The organism is Weizmannia acidilactici (assembly GCF_008974185.1).
Lineage (GTDB): Bacteria > Bacillota > Bacilli > Bacillales > Bacillaceae_C > Weizmannia > Weizmannia acidilactici.
Window position 1 is genome coordinate 1 of record NZ_BKZP01000045.1, and the last position, 19,924, is coordinate 19,924.

The window sequence follows — 19,924 nt, forward strand, 5'->3', positions numbered from 1 at the left end:
ACGTATAGCCAATCTCTTTCTATCCTCATCTAATGTCTCGAACTGCTCCTGTAATTCTTGTTTTCGGGTTTGAACAGCAAAATAGGTCTGTCCTAATGCCACGATCTCCTTTTTTGGATCAGCATTTTGAACGATGAGGTAGCAGGCATAGCGTGAAAGCTCATAATCATCTATCTTTCTTTTTGCTCCTGAGCCAAGCTCGACCATTTTGCTGACCTCAGCAAAATGGTCTGATACCATCTGCCCACTGTTTTTGCATGCTTCCTTTGCTTTTTCAATTACCTTTAAGAAATTACGCCATTGCTCATAATTTAATATTGTTTGGAGATCTCTTGCATACCAAAAATCCTCCCCAAATTCGTTTACTTGACGAAATTGTTCAAAAGTATGTTCACTATACTTTTCAATTTCCCCCATTTGTTTTCTTCTCCCTCCTTGAATTTACAATCCCAACTCTTTCAAATACTGCTCCATCTGTGCTTCGACTTCTTGGAGTTCTTTTTTGATGTTCGCTATGTTTTCCTTGACGGCTTCCATGTCGACGGGTTCTTCTTCTTCAAAGGTGTCGACGTAGCGGGGGATGTTCAGGTTATAGTCGTTTTCTTTGATTTCGTCCAATGTGGCGACATAGGAATATTTATCAATCGTTTCCCGCTTTTCGTAGGTTTCGACGATCTTTTGGATGTCTTGTTCCCGTAATTTATTTTGGTTTTTCCCTTTTTCATAATGGCCTTCGCCGGATGCGTCAATAAACAGAACGTCTTTCCGGGTGCGGTCTTTGCGGAACACCATAATGCAAGCCGGGATTCCAGTACCGTAGAAAAGCCCTTCGGGAAGACCAATGACTGCATCCAACAGATTCAATTCAATGATTTGCTGACGGATTTTACCTTCACTTGCTCCTCTGAAAAGAACACCATGAGGTAAGATAGTAGCCATACGTCCGTTTTCCGCTAGGGAATAAAGCATATGTTGAACAAAGGCGTAATCCCCTTTTGAGCTTGGTGGAACTCCCCATTCAAATCTTCTATGTGGGTCAAGACCTGGCTCCATTTTAAACTTCTTGTCATTTGTTCCTTCACCAGCAAACCCCATCGCCCACTTATCTAATGAGAATGGTGGATTAGCAACAATGACTTGGAACTTCATTAGTTTGCCATCTTCCAAATGTAATGGATTAGCTAGTGTATCGCCCCATTCTATCTTTGCATCATCGATTCCATGAAGGTACATATTCATTAATGCTAATGAATGAGTGGCACCATTACGCTCTTGTCCATAAATCGCTACTTTCTTACTTGGTACTTGTTTTGCAACTTTTAATAACAATGAGCCTGAGCCACACGTAGGGTCATAAATACGATCGTTTTCTTGTGGTTTCACTAATCTCGCTAGTACTTCTGAAACCTCAGCAGGCGTGTAAAATTCCCCACCTTTTTTTCCGGCATCAGAAGCAAATAATCCAATCATGTATTGATACGCATTTCCTACAATATCTTCATTCCCTAATTGAGATGGTCTCAATGATAATTGATTAAAGTCCTCCAATAATGAACACAGCATGGCATTCCGTTCTTTTGCCTTTCCAAGAATTGCTTCACTGTTAAAGTCAATGTTACGGAATACACCACGAAGTTTGCCTGTATTTTCATTTTCAATTCGTTCCAATGCTTTGTTAATGATTTCACCAATTTCCGGGTCATTTCTTTTGCTATATAAATAGTCAAAGGTTGATGATTCATCCAGTACAAATCGTTCTCTTGATAAAGCACGCTGGATCCGCTGTTCATCGCCATTGTAACGTTTTGTATACTCTTCTACTTTCTCTTTGTACGAATCACTTAAATACTTAATAAACAACATAGTTAGAATATAATCCTTGTATGTTGATGAATCAATTTTTCCTCTGAATGTGTCGGCTGCTTGCCAGAGAATGCTATTAATTCTATCCTGTGTTGTTTGTTCAACCATTTTTTCTTTCCCCCTGCTTCATAATTTGTTGGACAATTGCTTGATAATACAACTCTTTTTCTTCCATCAATTTTCTGTAAAGTAATTTTTCCTTTTGGCGGAGCTGATTAAGCTCGATCAATGCTTTTTGCTTTGAAGTGGGTAATCGTTCAAAAGGAAGATTTCTGATGACATGCTGATTGGTGCTGGGAATCCTGCTGCCCGCTTGCGAGCGTTCTAATTCCTTCTTTACATTTGATGTATTCAAATACCAGGCCAAGTATTGAGGCAAAACTTTTTCCTGATCCACCTTTATAATCGCAAAATAGGATGGAATCAGTAAACCGGTATGGTCCTTGTCTATATATACAGCCGTATACGGCTGGCTCAGCCGCATCAGGACATCGCCTTCTGCAGTAAAATAATGGTCATCCAGCTTATCATGACTAATAAACGCTTCAAACGAATCATTTTCGATGAATCCGTCTTCACTTATATTTTTGAGTGAGAGGAGACTGTATGTAGCTTTTGCTTCATATGGCATTTCCGCTTTCTTTCTGCTTAGAACAAGGCCGGTTTGTATTTGAGCAATATCACCAAGTTGCATGTTACACCTCCCATTCAAATGTTAAATCCATCATTTGACTTATTATTGTCAAATACAGTATATAACTTTTTTATTGGTAGAGTCAATCTTTATTTCGTGATGAAACGAACCCTATACATTGTACAAAATACAGTGAAGGTACAGTTATATCGAATAGATTTTTATCTATCATACATTAACTTCATAAAAAGAAAGGGGTTTTGTGAATTGGATAAAGACACATTCATTTCAATGTCACCAACAAAAAGAGTACAGGAAGTCAACAAAATGCTACAAAAGTATGATTTGAAGGAAATCAGCAAACTTCTTGGAATTCCTTCAAGCACTTTCAGTAAACTTATGAGGGAGGGAGATTACCTTTATCATCAAGCGGACAAGAAATACTATCCGTTTGTCCGCTCCGAAGCGGAACGAACGGCAAGTACCACTACCGAACACAGTGATGAAATAACTTTCATCAAGAACCATTTAGATACCTTGAAGAAAGTTGTTCATCATTTTGAAGAGGCGGGGAATTTACTGCTAGATAAACGCATCTACAGTAAAGATGCCGAGTTCGTCAACAAAAGCATTAGGATGAACAGTGCCATTTACGAGAATTTCAGCCAATTTTGCGAAGAATATTATCCTCATTTAAAAACTCAAGATGTAATAGCTCAAGCACTGATTGACGCAATGAACCGCTATAAGCCAGAAGGCAGACAGGAGCCATGAAACAGCTCTTGTCTTTTTTTGGACAATTTTTTAAAATGTGTTTATAGTGTTAGGAGCAACACATTTTAAACACCTTCAGTGTTTTATGTTCAAATATTTTTAGATTTTGAAAGGGTTTTTTAAACAATTGGGGTAATCGGTACGGTTTTTTGGAATGAGAATGGGATTTATTCCGATACTTTCGAGTTCATGAAGGTATTTCCGATAAGTAGGTAGGGACATGTGTTTCTTAGGGGTGTCAATGCTGCCTTTGGAGATCATAACGAAGAAATTGCGAAGACTTTCTTTTTTTCGTTTTGAAAATTGACTGCGACCAATTAGCTTCTCAGCTTCAGTGATTTTATAGTAATCACCTCGGTGAACGATGGGCAGAACGTGCTTTTCCATGTACGCTTTCCATAGTTGGTATGAAAAGTAGCTTCTTAATTTCTTTGGCCTGCCTTTTCCTTTATCATTTCTTTTCATACTATTGAGATGACCATTTTTCAATCTCAGTTCGTATCTGACCCGGCCAATTTCGTACGGTTGGATTTTCTCACCATTTGCAATCCGTTCTTCTTCTTTATCATAAATGAACAACTCCGTACTGTTACATTTATGATATTGCGATGTGTCATATTTAAAAGGATTTCCATTTTCATCCTTCCCCCATTTGATTTTTTGTTTGTAGGCATATTTAGCAGTGTATTTTTCAAGTAGATGAAATAACAGTTCCCGGTCTTTTGGATTTGGCATTTCCACATCCATTCTATAATCAATTCTTGTTAGCGTATGAGAATCGAAATACTCCGAATGTCCAAAGTGTCGGATAAGGAATTTTCGAATATTGGATTCTATCAAATCATAATCATCTTCTATAATCTCTCCTCTATTCAACAGTTTGACAGCATCCACCTTCAGATGTAGATGCCAATCCCCATCCGCACGACAGTTCATCCAAGTAATAGAATAGGCAGGAAATCTCTTTTTTACTTCACTGTTAAGTTGTCTAACCGCAGCTCCAAAGTAGTCATACTTGTTAATGTTTACACTGTACATGGAAAATAAATGTTGAACATCATAATAGGCTATGAGCAACATCATTTCAAATGTGTGAATCAAATTAAACCATCTACCATCTCCTTTATTTTCGTTCACGGGAATAGTGAATCCCTTTGTTGTCAAGGGTTTTCAGAACTCTGTTTTTCCCGTCCCAAACTAATTTATATGACCTCCAACACATGGATAGGAACCAATGTGTCACGAAGTATTGCATGCTATGTAGTTGTAAAGAAAATATTCATCAAAGCCCGTAAAAAATCGTTCAACTGTATGACAACATGTTCATAAAAGTAAAGATTCTGCACTCTGTTAGTTCCAACACTTACCAAAGTCTGATTACAAGAAAAAACCGTAAAGACGAATTGCTTTACGGTTTCGTTTATTGGTTATCGAATTGTGTCAACTATTCTTCCATCCTCTTTCCTTTCCAATGACATACAGCCTTCACTATGTACACCAATGGATTTATCTTACACATGCAAACGATTACATTTCTTGGACTAGCCTTTCCCATTTCTCCATTTCCTTCTTACTTATAAACTTCCCTTTGTGAAAAAATTTTTTGACCCTCGAACCTAAGAATTTTGATTTTCAACTACGGGCTTGTGTAAGATTAAATCATAACCGAAGGTAAACACCCTCGAATCAAATTCCTTCGGTGTCTCCACATCATCCCCATATCATTTGATTCCAACAAAAAATAAAAACAGCAGGAGGAAAACAGAATGACCCCCGAAAGAATCTTCAACGATCAATCCCCGATTACCCTCGAAGACATTTACAAATCCATCTTGAATGAAAAAATTGACGCACTTATCAAGGAAATCTATGATAATAATAAGGTGAATTCCACTGACTCTTCAGACAAGAAAGGAGAGGAAGTGGCTTGAAAGCTGCAATTTACATTCGAGTATCAACAAACAAAGAAGAACAAAAACAATCTCTTGAAAACCAAAAGGAATTGTTTATGAATCTTTTATCCGAAAAGGGATGGGATTTATACGACATCTATTTGGATGTCCAATCTGGCACAAAAACGAAGAAGCGTCATCAATTGAAACGCATGATTGAAGATGCGAAAATGAAAAAATTTGACATCATCCTAGCAAAAGAATTGTCACGGTTAGCAAGGAATGGACAACTATCTTATGAAATTAAAAATCTTGCAGAAAATCGTGGCATACACATTCTTACATTGGACGGTGCCATTGACACACTCTCTGGAAACACACAGATGTTTGGATTATACGCCTGGATGTACGAACAGGAATCACAACGGACAAGTGACCGTGTGAAGACCGCTCTGAAAGTAAGAGCAAAAGGTGGGAAATTTAAAGGTTCCATTCCACCTTATGGATATTATGTTGAAAATGGAGTATTGAAAATCAGAAATGATAACACACCAGATGTAGTACGCCAAATATTCAACTCTTACCTTTTGGGAAAGGGATTTGACAGTATTGCAAAAGAACTTTTAAAGGAAGGGATTCCTACTCCATCAGAGATTGCGGGAAAAAGGAATTCAAGTTCACTTTGGCATGGATCTACCATAAGGGGAATACTGGAAAATCCTCATTACATCGGTCATCTTGTTCAACAACGGGAAACTACCATAAATGTCACTTCCGAACGACGTAAAAAAAATAGCCCGGATGACTATGTTGTTATTGAGAACACGCATGAACCGATCATCTCAAAAGATGACTTTCTTGTTGTTCAACAACTAATTTCAGAAAGAAAACGTAAACGGCCATATGCAAAAAAACATCTTTTCACAAATATGTCCTTCTGTGCTGATTGTGGAAAGAGCATGCACTTTAAAAAAAATCGCAAAGGCTACGTATGTGGAACCTATAATAAGCATGGCCACACACAATGTTCTGACCACTATGTAAGGGAAAGTGAATTGATTGAAGTAATTTCAGATGATATAAAACAGATGTTTTCATCACTTTCCACTAAATCCTTTCAAAAGGATATTGAGAAGAAAATGGCAAAGTTCATTCAACGAGATCAAAAACGACTCGGTAACATTCTCAAAGAGATTGAACACTTAAAGAAAGATAAAACGGTTGCACTTCGTATGAAAATACGTGGCGAAATCCAAGACGAAGAATACAGATTGCTCATTGAGGATAATGGCAACCAGCTTGCAAAGTTAAATGAGGAAAAAGCAAAATTAGAACAGGGATTACTTCACCAAAAGCAAACCATTGATTTTACAAAGCTAATCAATCAAGTCGAGCAATTTGTGAAAAACCCTATTCTCGACGAAGAAATGCTTCACAAACTAATAGAGAGAATTGAAATAAAGGAAGATGGGAGTCCGAGAATCTTTTACCGATTCTCGGACCCTTATATATCTTCTATTTTTTCACGAGCAACACACAGCACTCGACGTGTGCCGTTTGTGGGAACATATCGACCGGCTGCATATACGCCACTTCATAAGCCTTGCTTAACATCTGCAAGTCTTTCGCCAATGTAGAAGGATTGCATGAAACATATATAAACTTCTTCGGCTTCACCTTTAAAATTGTACGTAAGAGGGCTTCATCGCAGCCTGAACGCGGCGGGTCGACAATGACAACGTCCGGGCGCCATCCTTCGTCCAGCCATTTCGGCAGGAGGACTTCCGCTTTGCCTGCGTAGTAATGGGCGTTCGGGATGTTGTGGGCGGCGGCGTTTTTCTTCGCGTCCTCGATGGCTTCTGGGATGATGTCCATACCGCGGATCTCCGATGCGCCGTCTGCCAGCCACAGTCCGATCGTGCCGACGCCGCAGTACGCATCGGCGATTTTTTCCTTGCCGGTCAGCGCGGCCGCTTTTTTCACTTCATTGTAAAGTTTCACCGTCAGGATCGGGTTGAGCTGGAAAAAGGCGCGGGCGGAGAGTTCGTACGTAAATTCTTCTAGCCGCTCTTCGATGATTTCTTTTCCGGACAAGTGGATCGTTTCGTCGCCGAAAATAATGGGAGTTTTTTTCGCGTTGATATTTTGCGCGACGGAAACGACTTCGGGCAGGCGTTTTTTGATCTCAGCCAGGATGGTGTCTTTGCGCGGCAGTTCCTTTTTGGCCGTAATCATCACAACTTGAGCCTGCCCGGTTTGGATGCCGACCCGCGTCACGATTGTGCGCACGATCCCTTTTCCGGTTTTTTCATTGTAAACCGGTATATGGAAATCGTTTAAAATTTGCGTGACCACCTGTGTGACTTTGTTCGTCAGCGGGTGCTGGACGATACATTCCGGGACGTTAATCAGGCGGTGGGAATTAAGACTGTAGAGCCCGGAGATGATTTTGCCGTGGCCTTCGCCGAGCTGGAACTGGCTTTTATTCCGGTACAGCCACGGATTGTCCATACCGATCGTCCCGCGGATGTCAAGCTCGTCTATCTTCAGGTTCGTATGGCGTTCGAGTGCCTGGATGACGATGTCGCGTTTTTCGATGAGCTGTTGTTTGTACGTAAGATGCTGGAGCTGGCAGCCGCCGCACTGTTCGTAAACCGGGCACGGGGGTTTCACGCGGTGCGGTGAGCGTTTGCGCACTTTTTTCACGACTGCTTCCACATATTTCGGGTGTACGCGTTTTGCTTCGGCAACAACTTCTTCGCCCGGCAGCGCGCCCGGCACGAAAACGACCGTTTTTTTAAAATAGCCGACCCCTTCCCCGTTGATGCCGAGCCGCTTGATTATCAGAGGAAATTGTTGTTTCACTTTGATTGCTGCTTGTTTCTGCATAAAATCCGTCCTTTTATTCAATGCTGCGCCATAAGTAAAGGGAGGCATAACTTAAGTAAGGCTCCCAGTCTTTTGCGTAAGCGTCCATTTCTTCGTGGGTTGGTTTTTTCTCGAGCTGGAAAAGTTTTTTCAGTGCGTTTTGGATGCCGATGTCCGCTTTCGGGAACAAGTTCAGGCGGCCGAGCCCGAACATAAGGAAATTTTGCACCGTCCACGGCCCAATGCCGCGGATTTTCGTGAGGTTTTTTAAAATCTCCCCGTCCGGTTTTGTTTCAAATTTCGCCAAGTCCAGTTCGCCGGAATCGACAAGTTTTGACAGGCCGATCACGTACTCGGCTTTCCGTTCACTGAACTGCAGTGCGCGCAAATCCGCGACGCTTAACGCGGCAGTTTTTTCGGGCGGAGGATAAAACCAGACGCCATCTTTCTGGAACCCGAATGTGTAGACGAACCGTTCCGTCAGGGTATGGGCAAATTTCATATTCAGTTGCTGGTGGATGATGCATTTCACCAGGCAGGCGTACGGTGAATAATCGAGCACAAATGGCGTGCCGCGGTGTTCTTCAAAAAGCGGTTCGAGCGCGGTTCCGGTGAAATGGCTGATAATGCCGGCGATGTCCGTATCCCATTGGAACAGATGAAAAATCCGCTTTGCAACGGTTTCGGCCGTGTCCGGATTTTCTCCTTGTATGAGAAACGCCGGCTCCTCCGTTGTCCCGATTGCGGTAATGGATGCTGTTTCAGGTACTTCACCGTAGATTGGAATTTTTACCGTCCGTTTGAGCGGATCCACGGCCTGCAGTGGATCGAGGCTCAAACGTTCGAGAGCCCGGTCAAAATTGTACGGGCCATTGATCGTAACTGTTTTCTCCCACATGGCTTCCTCTCGATTCGTTTTTTGTCATTATAACATAGGCAGACTGGAAAATAGAAAATCAAAAGATACCCTTCCTCTAATTTGAGCGGAGGTGCTGATTTCAAGCCGTATTCCGCTGATATAAATAAGGTTTGTGCCTGATTTCCGCAGCTAAGAATGAAAAATAATCCCCCCGCACTTTCCATGCGTAATGACGACATACAAGCGTCTTTTTACTGCACGCACAAATTTTTAAACCGTACCGCCGATTTTCAGCTATTTCCCGCTGATTTTACATTCAAACCGTTGACTTTCTGACACCCGGCTTTATAGAAAAAGAGCCAGATATCCTGGTCCCTTTATTTCTTCACCTTCTCGATTTTCATAAAGTCGTCCATGCTTTTGAACTTGTATCCCTGTTTTTTCAGATCTTTGATCACGCGTTCGAGCACTTCCGCATTGTCTTTGGACACAGTGTGCAGTAAAATGATTGCCCCCGGATGGATTTGCGACATGATGCTGTCGTAGGCGTACCGGGCGCCATGCTGGCGGTTCACATCCCAGTCCTGGTAAGCAAGCGACCAGAGGACATGGGTGTACCCCTCTTCATTGGCAAGCTGCATGGTCCGTTCGCTCAGGATGCCACGCGGCGGGCGCAAATACTTCATTTCTTTCTGGCCGGTGATGCGCGCGGTTTCTTCTTTGACTTTTGCCAGTTCCTCACGCACTTGCGCATCTGAAATTTGCGTCATATCTGGGTGCCCCCAGGAGTGGTTGCCGATAATATGGCCTTCCGCCACCATCCGCTTCACAAGATCCGGCTGTGATTTCAAATAGTGGCCGGTGACAAAAAAGATCGCCGGGACTTTTTCCTTTTTCAATACATCTAAAATTTTTGGAGTATACCCGTTTTCGTACCCGTTGTCAAATGTCAGGTACAAATATTTGTCTTTCGGGTTGCCTTTATAAACTCCGCCATATTTTTGCAAAACTGCGTTATAGGCGGCACCGGCATCCGCCTGCTGTCCGTTTTTACCTTTATTGAAACCCCAGTGGATCGGGGTGTTGGCAATGGCAAAAGTCTCAACGTGGGGGAATACCGAAAAAAACAGAAAAACCGCAAAGGCAGTAACAAATCCTTTTTTCATGGCAAACAAACTCCTTTGTGTGGTTTTCCTTATTTTTTTCATTTCCGTTGGCGGCAATGCTGGCAGTATATGCAGGCGTTGTTAATTTTTGCTGGCAGAAATTCGGGCAAGAAGAGAACCCTGTGTACGAAAAAATTTCACACGCATATAAAAAACCGGCTTACAAGGAAGGAGCCGGTTTACGTTTTTTGAATTGCTCGATTTTCACTTCGATCTCATCAATCATTTGGAGAAGCCGGTCGATATCTTCAAGACCGGTGGCTTCTGGATCCAGTGAATCCAAAACTTCCAAAAACATATTTAGGCGTTCCTTTAAATACACAAGTTGCTGGTCTTTGTCGTAAACAGCCTTTCCCAAAAAAATCCTCCTCACGGCATTGCTTTTCTAACCTATAGTATACTCTATTCCGCGCATAGAAAAAAGCTGCCCGGAAGACAGCTTTGTCCCATTATTTTGGCTGTTCTGTGACGGCAAAGCCAAACGATACATAATCCTGAATCGGGATCCAGGCGCCGATGCCGTGGGAGGTGACGTTTTTCACCATGATTTCCCGTTTCGTGCCTTTTAACACGAGGTACACTTCACCGTACGTGACTTTCCCCTTTTCGTTGACGGCCGGAGCATAAGCGTACAAATAACCGAGCCGTTTCGGCGGGATGTTGTATTCGTGGTCTTTTTTCGTGCCGGCGCCTATGATTGTATCAAAGGCAAGCGGCAGATTTGAGTTTTCCATTGCTTTCAGCAGCATCATTTTTTTGACATCATCCGATTTCGGAAGCTTCGCGGTCAGGCCGCCGCGTACCACTTTTTGCGATTCTTGGACGTAGTGTATTTTATAGTTGGCATTGCCGCCGCGGTTATCAAAATAATTTGTATTGATTTTTTGATACTGCCAATTCGGCGAAGTTTCATTGGATTCATAATTCAGCGGCCATTCCCCTAAATAAATTCTCGCGCGCAGGCCGAGCGACAAAAACGAGTGGTTCACGCTCGTTTCATTCAGCATCCGGATCAAATTCGGATTTTCAATTTTTACATTGGAAGTTTTCAATAGTTTTTCGGTAAAATCGCTCGGCTGCAAATAAGGCAGGTCCTGTGACGGATTCGGATAAGTATTTTCTTTCGTGATATTCAGAACTGACTGGGGAATTTTTACCTGCTTGTTTACCGGCTTCGCTTCTCCGGCCGGGGCAGCTGCAAGCGCGATAAGCAGAAAAATCAGGATCGTCCGCATCAATTTCATCGATGTTTGCTCCTTTCACAAGATGTTCACGAACGTACCGTTATTTTTTCCTGCACGGGCTAAAATATCCGCCTACAGCAAATAAAAGCCGATTCCCATAATAATGTATGCGGCAAGCATTGTGGCGCCTTCAAACCAGTTTGTTTCGCCGTCGTTCGCCAAAATGATCGTGAGCATGACGGCTGCAATCATGGAAACAAGTTCCGGCACCGAAAACACAAGCGGCATCGCTTTTTCGAAAAAGAGTGATGCAAGCACAAGCACCGGCACAACAAACATGGAAACTTGGAGTGTTGAACCGAATGCAATTTCAACGGCAATATCCATTTTGTTTTTGTAAGCCATTAAAATGGCCGAAGCATGTTCGGCAGCATTTCCGACAATGGCGACGATGATAATCCCAATAAACATTTCGCTCCATCCGAAACTTTCCGCGACAGACTCGAAAGTATGTACGAGATTTTCCGACACATATGCAACTGCGATTGTTGCGAGGGCCAGCACGATGATGGATTTTCCCCTCGACCATTCCGGTTCTTCATGTTCTTCTTGCTGCTGGACTTCCCTGTCCTGGTAAATCCCGCGGTGTGTGACCAGTTTAAAAAACAGCGCAAATAAGTAAAGCACAATTAAAATAATGGAAATACCGACACTGAGGCTGACCGTGTCCCTGTCCGATAAATTCATGGAAAAAATTTCAGGGATGACAAACGCAATAAAAATCGCAAAAATCAACAGACCCGAATTGTGCCTAGCATCATACACATTAAATTTCTGCCTTTTATACTTAATGCCTCCGACCAAAAACGACATCCCGGCAACGAGCAGCAAATTCCCCAGGACAGAACCCGTCAGAGAAGCAAGCACGACCTGGTGTAGCCCGGCTTGAAGGGAAAACAGCGAAATGATCAATTCAACTGCATTTCCGAATGTCGCATTCAATAAACCGCCGATCCGCGGCCCCGAAATGATGGCAAGGCTCTCAGTCGCCCGCCCCATGAAGCTTGCAAGGGCAATAATGGTCAGGCAGTAAATGGCAAACATAAGAACACTTGGCCAGTGCAAAAGCGCCCCGGTAACAGAAACGGGGACCCCGATATATACCATAATCGCAAATACTTTATTCATGATCATCCTCCTTTGGTCGACCGCTTTCTTTAAAATTTTACAAAAGAACAGTTGGCTTGCCAAATATTTCTGATATGATTATGCTAAAAGAAAAGCGGAAGGCGCTTGCTTATCTGTGTATGCGCTTCAGGGCCCCAAATTGAAATGAAGGAAACACGGTGAGCCTCAAAGGCAAACCGATGTTGACTTATTGCATGGAAGAGGCGTAGAAATACGCTAGGCGCTAAAGCTGGACAGTTAGTAGTGTACAATACTTCTTGAGGTATACATATGAATCGTTACGAACGCATGCGTTTTTGGATTTTAGTTTTGATGACTTCAGTTTCCGGATTCACACAAGGCATGTTGCTGCCGCTTATCTCTATTATTTTTGAAAAAGATGGAATTGATTCGTCGTTGAATGGGCTGAATGCGACCGGTCTGTACATTGGCGTATTATTTGCATCGCCGCTTATGGAGGCGCCGCTCCGGAAGTTCGGGTACAAGCCTATGATTTTAACCGGCGGCCTGGCCGTGATCGCCTCGCTTCTCTTATTTTCCGCCTGGAAGTCTTTATGGTTTTGGTTTGTTTTACGCCTGTTGATCGGGATCGGTGACCATATGCTTAATTTTTCAACCCAGACATGGATCACTTCTTTTTCACGGAAAGGCCGGCTTGGGCGCAATATCGCTTTATACGGGCTTTTCTTCAGCCTTGGTTTTGCAGCCGGCCCGGCGATGACAAGGCTTGTCGAAATCAGTGAAAAGCTTCCGTTTATTTTGACATCCATGATCAGCCTTTGCTTCTGGCTGGCCGTTTTCCTGTTAAAAAACGAACATCCCGAATCTGATTTGGAAAATGTATCGTTTCTCAGCACGTTCCAGCGTTTCGGAAAAGTTTGGAAATACGCCTGGGTCGCCCTGCTTCCGCCCCTCGGGTACGGGTTCATGGAATCGTCGCTCAACAGCAGTTTCCCGATTTATGCGTTGAGAAACGGGATCGATGTCGATGCAGTGTCGCTCATTATCCCGGCCTTTGCAATCGGCTCCATTATTTTCCAGCTCCCGCTCGGCATGTTGAGCGACCGGTTCGGGAGGCGAAAAACGTTGATCACGGTCCTATTGATCGGGTGCGCCTGCTTTGCTGCCGCTGCGCTCAGCAAATCTTCCGCGGTTGCTTTATTTGCCTGCTTTTTCATTGCCGGCATGGCCGTCGGGTCCACTTTTTCGCTCGGTATCAGCTTTATGTCCGACTTGCTGCCACGAACGCTGCTCCCGGCCGGAAATATTATGTGTGGGATTTTGTACAGCTTCGGAAGCATGGCCGGCCCTTACCTTTGCGGCTTGGTCATTGATTATATCAAAGGGCCTGCGTTCTTCCTGCTGATCAGCTTTTTACTTCTTTTTTTGGCGTCTGCCATTTTCAGTTTCAAAAAAAGCAAAGCTTCCGCTTCACAGCATTCATAAAGGCTGCATTGAACGCATGGCCAAAGCATTCATAAAGGCTGCATTGAACGCATGGCCAAAGCATTCATAAAGGCTGCATTGAACGCATGGCCAAAGCATTCATAAAGGCTGCATTGAACGCATGGCCAAAGCATTCATAAAGGCTGCACGCCCATCAAACCGCGTGCAGCCTTCTGCCCGATTAATGGTAGCCGTTTTGCCCGTTTGCAGAGCCGGATGTTTTTCCTTTCGGCTTTTGTTTGCTGTTTTGCTTTTTTTTACTCATAATGTTCACTCCCTCAACTGGATTGCTGCGGAACATTCTTAATATGCGCAGCACGCGGGATAGGCATTTTAGCAATTTTTGTGTTTGTTGTTTAAAATCGCATTCAGTTCCCCGCCAAATATGAGGATAATGCCGCTGATGTAAAACCAAAGCATCATGATGATCATGCCGCCGAGGCTTCCGTATGTGGCATTGTAATTTCCAAAATGGTTGACATAAAACGATAGGGCAAGGGACGCTGCAATCCACCCGACTGTTGCAAAAATGGCGCCCGGCACGACTGTTAAGCAGCCGAATTTTTCATTTGGCGCAAAAAAGTACAGCACGCTGAAAATGAGGAAAAGCAGCACAGGTGTCAAGATCCATCTTAAAACGGTCAAAACATTTTTTAAATGGTCCGGGATCCCAAAATAGGAAAATACATAATGTATAAGTTGCTCCCCAAATACAGGAATCAAAATGACCACGACAAAAACGATGATCATGCCCAATGTCAGCATCACGGACATGAGGAACTGCATGACAGGCGGCCGTGACTCTTTTACTTTGTAGGCGCGGTTTAACGCTTTGATGATCGAATTCATGCCGTTTGAAGCGGACCAAAGCGTGGCGATCATCCCGAATGACAGCAGCCCCCCATGCCGGTTCGTCAAGATTTCTTTTAATGTGGCATTGATCAGGTCAAACGACTCACGCGGCGCGAAATGTTTAACCATATTGAGTACATCATCAGTTTTGATCGGCAAATACGGAAGCATCGTGAACAAAAAGATCAGCAATGGAAATAATGATAAAAGAAAAAAGTAGGATAACTGCGCAGCCATCCCTGTAATGTCATTCCGTTTCGAGTTTTCCATCAAAGTTGCAATGGTTGAGCGCTTTTGCTCCGCTTGAACCGCAATTTTATCCATTCTCATCACCCTCTTTGCGTCCGGTTTACCATTTATATTTCCCTGTCCCGCCGCTATGAAACGTTTTTTATCCGTAGCGGATCGGGTGGCATTCCGGTATAATGGGGGATATGAACAATACGCGAAAAGAGTGATACTGTGGATCTTTCCGAAAAATCGGCGCGCAATATGGCATTCATGGTGCAGGAAATTACATTCAAATTAAAAATGGGCAATGTCGCGGCATTGCAGGCATCCCAATTCAGCCTGGACCGTTACGACGACTTGCTTGATCTTTATAAAATGGATGAAGAAAAATACGTCAGTCCGAATGAAATGCAGGCAATCGTGGAAGAACTCGGGAGTTTGAAAAAGCATAATTTGATGAAAGGGCTCGCCCAAATGCTTTGGACAGCCCTTTTTTTGGCAAAAAATTTCAAATGCCATGGATTAAATATTTCATCTAAAATGGGCTCTTTTCACATTTTTAAAGACCGGTTTCGCTTGTGTTTACAGCCAAAATGGGTTTTAGCGCCTTTTTAATGGCCTCTTTGCTATAATTTTTTACCCGAATCGGGCCTTAGCAACTCTCTAAAGACCTTTCCAACCTAACTTTTACCTCGATTTGGGCCTTAGCGTCTCTAAGAACATTTTTGACAAAAATTTTTACTTTGAAATGTCTTTTAGCGTTTTTATTAAATCATCCGGCTTAGATATTCCCCAAATTGTCCCTTAAAACAGCTTTAGAAACAGCCTCTTTCATCATCCTGGTCGGTGAGGATGACCACACCGTTTTTCGTGACTGCCACAGTATGTTCATACTGGGCGGACAGCGAACCGTCCATCGTGCGTGCAGTCCAGCCGTTGTTATCCATCTTTGTTTCGTAGGTTCCGATATTTACCATCGGTTCGATCGTAAAGACCATGCCTTCTTTAATGCGTGGGCCTTTATGCGGCAGGCCGTAGTGCGGGACTTCCGGCTTTTCGTGGATTTTCGGCCCGATGCCGTGGCCGATAAAGTTGCGGACGACCGAAAACCCTTGCGCTTCCACATACGTTTGGATAGCATGGCCGATATCGCCGATCCGATTTCCAGCTTTAACCTGTTCAATACCTTTAAAAAGCGCCTCTTTTGTGACATCAAGCAGCTTTTGCGCTTGTTCGCTGATTTTTCCGACCGGATAACTCCATGCTGAATCTGCAAGGGCCCCGTTCAGGTTTACGACCATGTCAATTGTGACAATATCCCCTTCTTTGAGCGGTGTTTTCCGCGGAAAACCGTGGCAAATTTCATCGTTGATGCTGGCGCATGTCGCGTATTTGTAACCCTGGTAACCCTTTTGTTCCGGGGTTGCCCCGTGTTCCCTTAAATACCGGTCCACGAATTCTTCAATTTCCCATGTCGTAATGCCAGGTTTAATCATTTTTGCGATTTGCTTATGCGTATCGGCGAGAAGTTCGCCTGCTTTTTTCATCATGTCGATTTCCCTTTGTGATTTCAAAGTAATCATTTTCCGACTTCCTTTCGTTGTTGCACCATTATTCTATGTAAAAACGCAGTTCTGTTTCCTCACTTCTTATTATCATATCGTTAATCGGCGGAGTTCGCAAAGTAAAAAAACCTGCTGTCATTTCACAGGCAGCAGGTTTTTGTATCGTAAATTTTATGCATTTAAAATTTTTAAAGATTCACGGTTGAATGCAGGAATATCGTCTGGCGTGCGGCTTGTGACCAATTGGTTCCCGCATACGACAACTTCTTCGTCACGGAATTTTGCACCTGCATATTCCATGTCCACCCGGATCGATTTATAGCCTGTGGCCGCCCTGCCTTCGAGTGCTTTTGCGGTAATCAAAAGCTGCGGGCCGTGGCAAATGGCAAACACCGGCTTTTTCCTATCCATAAATTGTTTTACAAAATTGACAAAGCGGTCATCGGCACGGAGCTGATCCGGAGAAAAGCCGCCCGGAATGAGCAATGCATCAAAATCATCCACGCTGACTTCATCGATGCCTTTGTCAATATGAATTTCGGTACCATGTTTCCCTTTTACCGTTTTTCCGGCTTCCTTTTCAATATTGACAACTTCATGGCCAGCTTCTTTATAAGCTTTTACAGGTTCGGTGTATTCCGAATCTTCCACTTCATTTGTGACAAGTACAGCAACTTTTTTGGCCATTGTACACATCTCCTTTTCTAATCGTGGGATGATTTTATTTTACCCCATGTGTATTTCTTCAAACAAATGATATGCATCTGTATGCCAAATAATGGAAATTCAGCATATAAAGATGATGATTTTATGAGTAAGGATTTACGATTCAGGGGAATTACAGAAAAAACCCGGGCGCTATCATCAACCCAAGGTTCATTGGCCGATTCCACCCGACTGTTTTTTCGGCAGGACCAGCACTTCCACCCGCCGGTTTTTTGCCCGGCCGGCAGCTGTTTTATTGGATGCGATCGGGTGATATTCCCCGTATCCTTTGGCGGAAAAATATTTTGGATTTAATTTTTTGTTCTCTAAAATGATTTTTAAGAAATTTGTTGCGCGCATCACGCTTAAATCCCAATTCGATTTATAGACAGAATTATGGATCGGCTCGTTATCCGTATGCCCGCTGATGATGATGCTTCTCGGCGGATCCATGACAAGCAGATTGGAAAGCTGCTTCGCGGTTTTCACGTCTTCCTTCCGCACCGTAGCTTTCCCAGAATCAAACAGCACATTGTCCCGTATCGTAATCAGCAGCCCTTCACTCGTTAAAGAAGTTTCAAATTTTCCTTTCAAGTGGTTTTCCATTATATATGTATTGATTTTTTGTTGGGTCTGTTTCAATTGGGTATCTTTGTTGGCTTTGGTGCTGTTCATTGTGGCACTTCCGTTTTTCTGTTGGTCGTTTTTCTTTTGCTGGAGAAATTTTTCCGTATCAGATGTGCCATTTTCATCACCAGACGTCTGCTTCGTATAATCAAAGAAGCTCGTCCCGCCAACGAACACGCCGTTAAAGACTTTAGAGAATTTCTGAAATTTCTCGGCATCAATCGAGCTCATTGCAAACAGTACGATAAACAAGGCCAGAAGCAAGGTCAACAAATCGGAATAAGGCAGCAGCCAGAAATCACTTATGCGCTCTTCTTCATGTTCTTTCTTCCGCTGTTTACTCATTTGTCGCCACTCTGCCTTCTGTCTCTTCTTCCACCAGCTTTTTCCGTTTTTCATTCGGCAAATAAGAAGCCAGTTTTTGTTCGATGACGCGCGGGGATTCGCCCGCCAGGATGGATAGGATCCCTTCCAGCATGATTTCCTTTATTCTTACTTCTTTTTTGGATTTTCGCCTTAATTTATTGGAGAACGGGTGCCATAATACATACCCTGTAAAAATTCCCAATAATGTTGCAACGAAGGCGGCGGAAATGGCATGGCCGAGCACTTCGGTATCTGATATGTTCCCGAGCGAAGCAATCAGCCCCAATACCGCCCCTAAAACACCGAGAGTCGGCGCATAGGTTCCCGCCTGAGAAAAGATGGCGGCCCCCATCTGGTGTCTTTCTTCCATCGCTTCAATTTCTTCGCTCAGCACATCACGGATATATTCGGCACTCTGTCCATCGATCGCAAGGCTCAACCCGTTCCGCAAAAAAGGATCATCGATTTCGTCCACCTTTGCTTCAAGCGCAAGCAAACCTTCTCTGCGGGCGATCTGTGCCCAGTCGGAAAACAACTCGATAATTTCTTCCGTGCTCATCAGCTTTTGTTCCGTAAAAATAATTTTAAAAAGCATTGGGATTTTTTTCAGTTCACTCATCGGGAAGGCAATAATGACGGTTGCAGCGGTTCCCGCCAAAATAATTAAAATTGCGGCTGGATTAATCAAGGCGCTCGGGCTCACGCCTTTTAGCACCATGCCGGCACCAATCGCAACAACGCCCAAAATAATGCCGAAAATAGATGATTTGTCCATATTTTTCACCTGATTATTATGATGTCTTCATTCATTATATCGGATGAAAATTGGCACTGTGTAGTAAAAAAGCGGGAAATATGTTCATTTTTTGGGCATACGGTTAATCAAACAGTTTCTTTTCGATTTTTTCGCGGTAGTTTTTAAAGATAGCGGAATTTGTTTTGATCCGTTTTTTGGAAAGCAGCCGGTTATACGTCAGTAGTTTCTCGCTCAACTTCTTTTCGAGGCCTTCCTTTTCCAGTTCATTTTCCGATTGCTTGATTAAATTTTCTATTGTCATCAATTCTTTTTTTAAATTTGCTTCCTCAGGGGAAAAGCCGGCGTTTTGCAAAATATGGTAAGCCATTCGAAGTTCTTCAGGCACGCCTGACAGCGGGTCTTTCGGAAGCGGCTTCCCAAATCCCGGTAAATTTTCAAATTTTTCTTCTTCATAAGCTTTTCGGATCTTTTCTTCAGTGATTCTCGTGAAATCCATAGAGGCTCCCCTTTCGCTTTTTCCTTTATTATAACGCATCTTCTTACATATTTTCCCGCATGTTTTAGGGACGCTATGGTCATGAAAGGAGGAACCAGTATGGGACAAGGAAAGCTGTTCAGCTATAAAAGAAAAGGCCATCCGGGCAATTTTCCGAAAGACCAGATGACGGATGAAAAACAGCATAAAGGCAGCAACTATGATGAGGAACAAATGATTCCGCACGAAGCGTTTAAAAACAGCATGCACCATCATCAAGCTAAAAGGGCGCCGTCAGCTGACGGCGCCCTTTTTAGGAGACGGCAGGAACCGGCTCAAGCTGCATAGCCGGGCCGAAAAATTCATAGCGGATGCTTTCTTACGGAACGCCCAGTTCAGTTAAAATGCGGACGGCATTTTTCAAGAAAGGAACCGGGCCGCAAACATCGTTTTGTAAAAATATTAAATAGTA

20 protein-coding genes and 2 pseudogenes are annotated in these 19,924 nt (G+C 43.3%); 6 read left to right on the forward strand and 16 right to left on the reverse strand.

All coding sequences use genetic code 11. From position 1 onward, the window contains the following. The 3 genes from BpJC4_RS14450 to BpJC4_RS14460 form a co-directional block, all read right to left on the reverse strand. Positions 1–417: BRO family protein (locus tag BpJC4_RS14450; protein WP_253724329.1), on the reverse strand; the 417-nt coding region annotated here is incomplete at its 3' end. A 24-nt stretch (positions 418–441) separates the two neighbouring features. Further along, positions 442–1,971: a type I restriction-modification system subunit M gene (locus BpJC4_RS14455; protein WP_151698113.1), complete on the reverse strand. Its 1,530-nt coding sequence runs from the start codon at positions 1,969–1,971 to the stop codon at positions 442–444. Beyond that, a complete protein-coding gene (locus BpJC4_RS14460; RefSeq protein ID WP_080626740.1) occupies positions 1,964–2,557 on the reverse strand; it encodes a restriction endonuclease subunit S domain-containing protein in 594 nt (197 codons plus the stop codon). The genes BpJC4_RS14455 and BpJC4_RS14460 overlap by 8 nt, the downstream gene beginning before the upstream one ends. Positions 2,558–2,764: 207 nt before the next feature. Between BpJC4_RS14460 and BpJC4_RS14465 the strand changes: the two genes are divergently transcribed. Further along, positions 2,765–3,271 (forward strand): hypothetical protein, encoded by a 507-nt coding sequence (locus BpJC4_RS14465; RefSeq protein WP_021837187.1) that lies wholly within the window; start codon positions 2,765–2,767, stop codon positions 3,269–3,271. 99 nt (positions 3,272–3,370) lie between these two features. Here the strand turns inward: BpJC4_RS14465 and BpJC4_RS14470 are convergent, their stop codons facing one another. Next, positions 3,371–4,408, reverse strand: a complete 1,038-nt coding sequence (locus BpJC4_RS14470) for a hypothetical protein (RefSeq protein WP_151698114.1) — start codon at positions 4,406–4,408, stop codon at positions 3,371–3,373. A 629-nt stretch (positions 4,409–5,037) separates the two neighbouring features. On the opposite strand from BpJC4_RS14470, the gene BpJC4_RS16225 reads away from it, so the two are divergent. Continuing rightward, positions 5,038–5,202 (forward strand): hypothetical protein, encoded by a 165-nt coding sequence (locus tag BpJC4_RS16225; RefSeq protein ID WP_021837185.1) that lies wholly within the window; start codon positions 5,038–5,040, stop codon positions 5,200–5,202. Next, positions 5,199–6,236 (forward strand): annotated as a pseudogene (locus BpJC4_RS16740) (recombinase family protein); the annotation flags it as partial. The gene BpJC4_RS16225 and the pseudogene BpJC4_RS16740, both read left to right, overlap by 4 nt. Before the next feature lie 442 nt (positions 6,237–6,678). Here BpJC4_RS16740 and rlmD read toward each other — a convergent pair. The 6 genes from rlmD to cax all read right to left on the reverse strand — a co-directional run bounded on the left by rlmD (position 6,679) and on the right by cax (position 12,434). Then, the gene (rlmD, locus tag BpJC4_RS14480; protein WP_151698115.1) at positions 6,679–8,052 is read right to left on the reverse strand and encodes a 23S rRNA (uracil(1939)-C(5))-methyltransferase RlmD; all 1,374 of its coding nucleotides are present in this window, start codon (positions 8,050–8,052) and stop codon (positions 6,679–6,681) included. 13 nt (positions 8,053–8,065) lie between these two features. Beyond that, positions 8,066–8,929: a DNA-3-methyladenine glycosylase family protein gene (locus BpJC4_RS14485; protein WP_151698116.1), complete on the reverse strand. Its 864-nt coding sequence runs from the start codon at positions 8,927–8,929 to the stop codon at positions 8,066–8,068. A gap of 338 nt (positions 8,930–9,267) precedes the next feature. Further along, complete coding sequence (gene pdaA / locus BpJC4_RS14490; RefSeq protein WP_151680762.1) at positions 9,268–10,056, reverse strand: delta-lactam-biosynthetic de-N-acetylase; 789 nt, start codon at positions 10,054–10,056, stop codon at positions 9,268–9,270. Between the two features lie 160 nt (positions 10,057–10,216). Then, positions 10,217–10,414 (reverse strand): SE1561 family protein, encoded by a 198-nt coding sequence (locus BpJC4_RS14495; protein ID WP_151680763.1) that lies wholly within the window; start codon positions 10,412–10,414, stop codon positions 10,217–10,219. 91 nt (positions 10,415–10,505) lie between these two features. Then, positions 10,506–11,300 (reverse strand): YfkD famly protein, encoded by a 795-nt coding sequence (locus BpJC4_RS14500; protein WP_151680764.1) that lies wholly within the window; start codon positions 11,298–11,300, stop codon positions 10,506–10,508. A gap of 72 nt (positions 11,301–11,372) precedes the next feature. Beyond that, a complete protein-coding gene (gene cax, locus BpJC4_RS14505) occupies positions 11,373–12,434 on the reverse strand; it encodes a calcium/proton exchanger (protein WP_259370054.1) in 1,062 nt (353 codons plus the stop codon). A 264-nt stretch (positions 12,435–12,698) separates the two neighbouring features. Here cax and BpJC4_RS14510 point away from each other — a divergent pair, with 264 nt between their 5' ends. After that, a complete protein-coding gene (locus BpJC4_RS14510) occupies positions 12,699–13,874 on the forward strand; it encodes an MFS transporter (RefSeq protein ID WP_151680766.1) in 1,176 nt (391 codons plus the stop codon). 333 nt (positions 13,875–14,207) lie between these two features. On the opposite strand, the gene BpJC4_RS14515 is transcribed toward BpJC4_RS14510, so the two are convergent. Then, positions 14,208–15,050, reverse strand: coding sequence for a YihY/virulence factor BrkB family protein (locus BpJC4_RS14515; protein WP_151680767.1), 843 nt, complete (start codon positions 15,048–15,050; stop codon positions 14,208–14,210). A gap of 138 nt (positions 15,051–15,188) precedes the next feature. Between BpJC4_RS14515 and BpJC4_RS17190 the strand changes: the two are divergent. Next, positions 15,189–15,404 (forward strand): annotated as a pseudogene (locus tag BpJC4_RS17190) (DUF1128 family protein); the annotation flags it as partial. Between the two features lie 368 nt (positions 15,405–15,772). Here the strand turns inward: BpJC4_RS17190 and map are convergent. The 5 genes from map to BpJC4_RS14545 form a co-directional block, all read right to left on the reverse strand. After that, the gene (map, locus tag BpJC4_RS14525) at positions 15,773–16,540 is read right to left on the reverse strand and encodes a type I methionyl aminopeptidase (protein ID WP_151680769.1); all 768 of its coding nucleotides are present in this window, start codon (positions 16,538–16,540) and stop codon (positions 15,773–15,775) included. Positions 16,541–16,693: 153 nt separating this feature from the next. Then, positions 16,694–17,209, reverse strand: coding sequence for a type 1 glutamine amidotransferase domain-containing protein (locus BpJC4_RS14530; protein WP_151680770.1), 516 nt, complete (start codon positions 17,207–17,209; stop codon positions 16,694–16,696). 189 nt (positions 17,210–17,398) lie between these two features. Continuing rightward, the gene (gene motB, locus BpJC4_RS14535; protein ID WP_151698117.1) at positions 17,399–18,199 is read right to left on the reverse strand and encodes a flagellar motor protein MotB; all 801 of its coding nucleotides are present in this window, start codon (positions 18,197–18,199) and stop codon (positions 17,399–17,401) included. Beyond that, a complete protein-coding gene (gene motA / locus BpJC4_RS14540) occupies positions 18,192–18,995 on the reverse strand; it encodes a flagellar motor stator protein MotA (protein WP_151698118.1) in 804 nt (267 codons plus the stop codon). Before motA ends, motB begins: the two co-directional genes overlap by 8 nt. 103 nt (positions 18,996–19,098) lie before the next feature. After that, the gene (locus BpJC4_RS14545) at positions 19,099–19,473 is read right to left on the reverse strand and encodes a DnaJ family domain-containing protein (RefSeq protein ID WP_151698119.1); all 375 of its coding nucleotides are present in this window, start codon (positions 19,471–19,473) and stop codon (positions 19,099–19,101) included. A 99-nt stretch (positions 19,474–19,572) separates the two neighbouring features. On the opposite strand from BpJC4_RS14545, the gene BpJC4_RS14550 reads away from it, so the two are divergent. After that, positions 19,573–19,800 carry a hypothetical protein gene (locus tag BpJC4_RS14550; RefSeq protein ID WP_151698120.1) on the forward strand — a complete coding sequence of 76 codons (228 nt, stop codon included), beginning with the start codon at positions 19,573–19,575 and terminating at the stop codon, positions 19,798–19,800. Positions 19,801–19,924: the final 124 nt, after the last annotated feature.

Excerpts from the sequence above, each read along its gene's own strand:
- BpJC4_RS14455 (WP_151698113.1), bottom strand. The coding sequence starts at position 1,971 with ATGGTTGAACAAACAACACAGGATAGAATTAATAGCATTCTCTGGCAA.
- BpJC4_RS14460 (WP_080626740.1), bottom strand. The coding sequence starts at position 2,557 with ATGCAACTTGGTGATATTGCTCAAATACAAACCGGCCTTGTTCTAAGC.
- BpJC4_RS16225 (WP_021837185.1), top strand. The coding sequence starts at position 5,038 with ATGACCCCCGAAAGAATCTTCAACGATCAATCCCCGATTACCCTCGAA.
- rlmD (WP_151698115.1), bottom strand. The coding sequence starts at position 8,052 with ATGCAGAAACAAGCAGCAATCAAAGTGAAACAACAATTTCCTCTGATA.
- BpJC4_RS14485 (WP_151698116.1), bottom strand. The coding sequence starts at position 8,929 with ATGTGGGAGAAAACAGTTACGATCAATGGCCCGTACAATTTTGACCGG.
- pdaA (WP_151680762.1), bottom strand. The coding sequence starts at position 10,056 with ATGAAAAAAGGATTTGTTACTGCCTTTGCGGTTTTTCTGTTTTTTTCG.
- BpJC4_RS14500 (WP_151680764.1), bottom strand. The coding sequence starts at position 11,300 with ATGAAATTGATGCGGACGATCCTGATTTTTCTGCTTATCGCGCTTGCA.
- cax (WP_259370054.1), bottom strand. The coding sequence starts at position 12,434 with ATGATCATGAATAAAGTATTTGCGATTATGGTATATATCGGGGTCCCC.
- BpJC4_RS14510 (WP_151680766.1), top strand. The coding sequence starts at position 12,699 with ATGAATCGTTACGAACGCATGCGTTTTTGGATTTTAGTTTTGATGACT.
- BpJC4_RS14515 (WP_151680767.1), bottom strand. The coding sequence starts at position 15,050 with ATGGATAAAATTGCGGTTCAAGCGGAGCAAAAGCGCTCAACCATTGCA.
- map (WP_151680769.1), bottom strand. The coding sequence starts at position 16,540 with ATGATTACTTTGAAATCACAAAGGGAAATCGACATGATGAAAAAAGCA.
- BpJC4_RS14530 (WP_151680770.1), bottom strand. The coding sequence starts at position 17,209 with ATGGCCAAAAAAGTTGCTGTACTTGTCACAAATGAAGTGGAAGATTCG.
- motB (WP_151698117.1), bottom strand. The coding sequence starts at position 18,199 with ATGAGTAAACAGCGGAAGAAAGAACATGAAGAAGAGCGCATAAGTGAT.
- motA (WP_151698118.1), bottom strand. The coding sequence starts at position 18,995 with ATGGACAAATCATCTATTTTCGGCATTATTTTGGGCGTTGTTGCGATT.
- BpJC4_RS14545 (WP_151698119.1), bottom strand. The coding sequence starts at position 19,473 with ATGGATTTCACGAGAATCACTGAAGAAAAGATCCGAAAAGCTTATGAA.
- BpJC4_RS14550 (WP_151698120.1), top strand. The coding sequence starts at position 19,573 with ATGGGACAAGGAAAGCTGTTCAGCTATAAAAGAAAAGGCCATCCGGGC.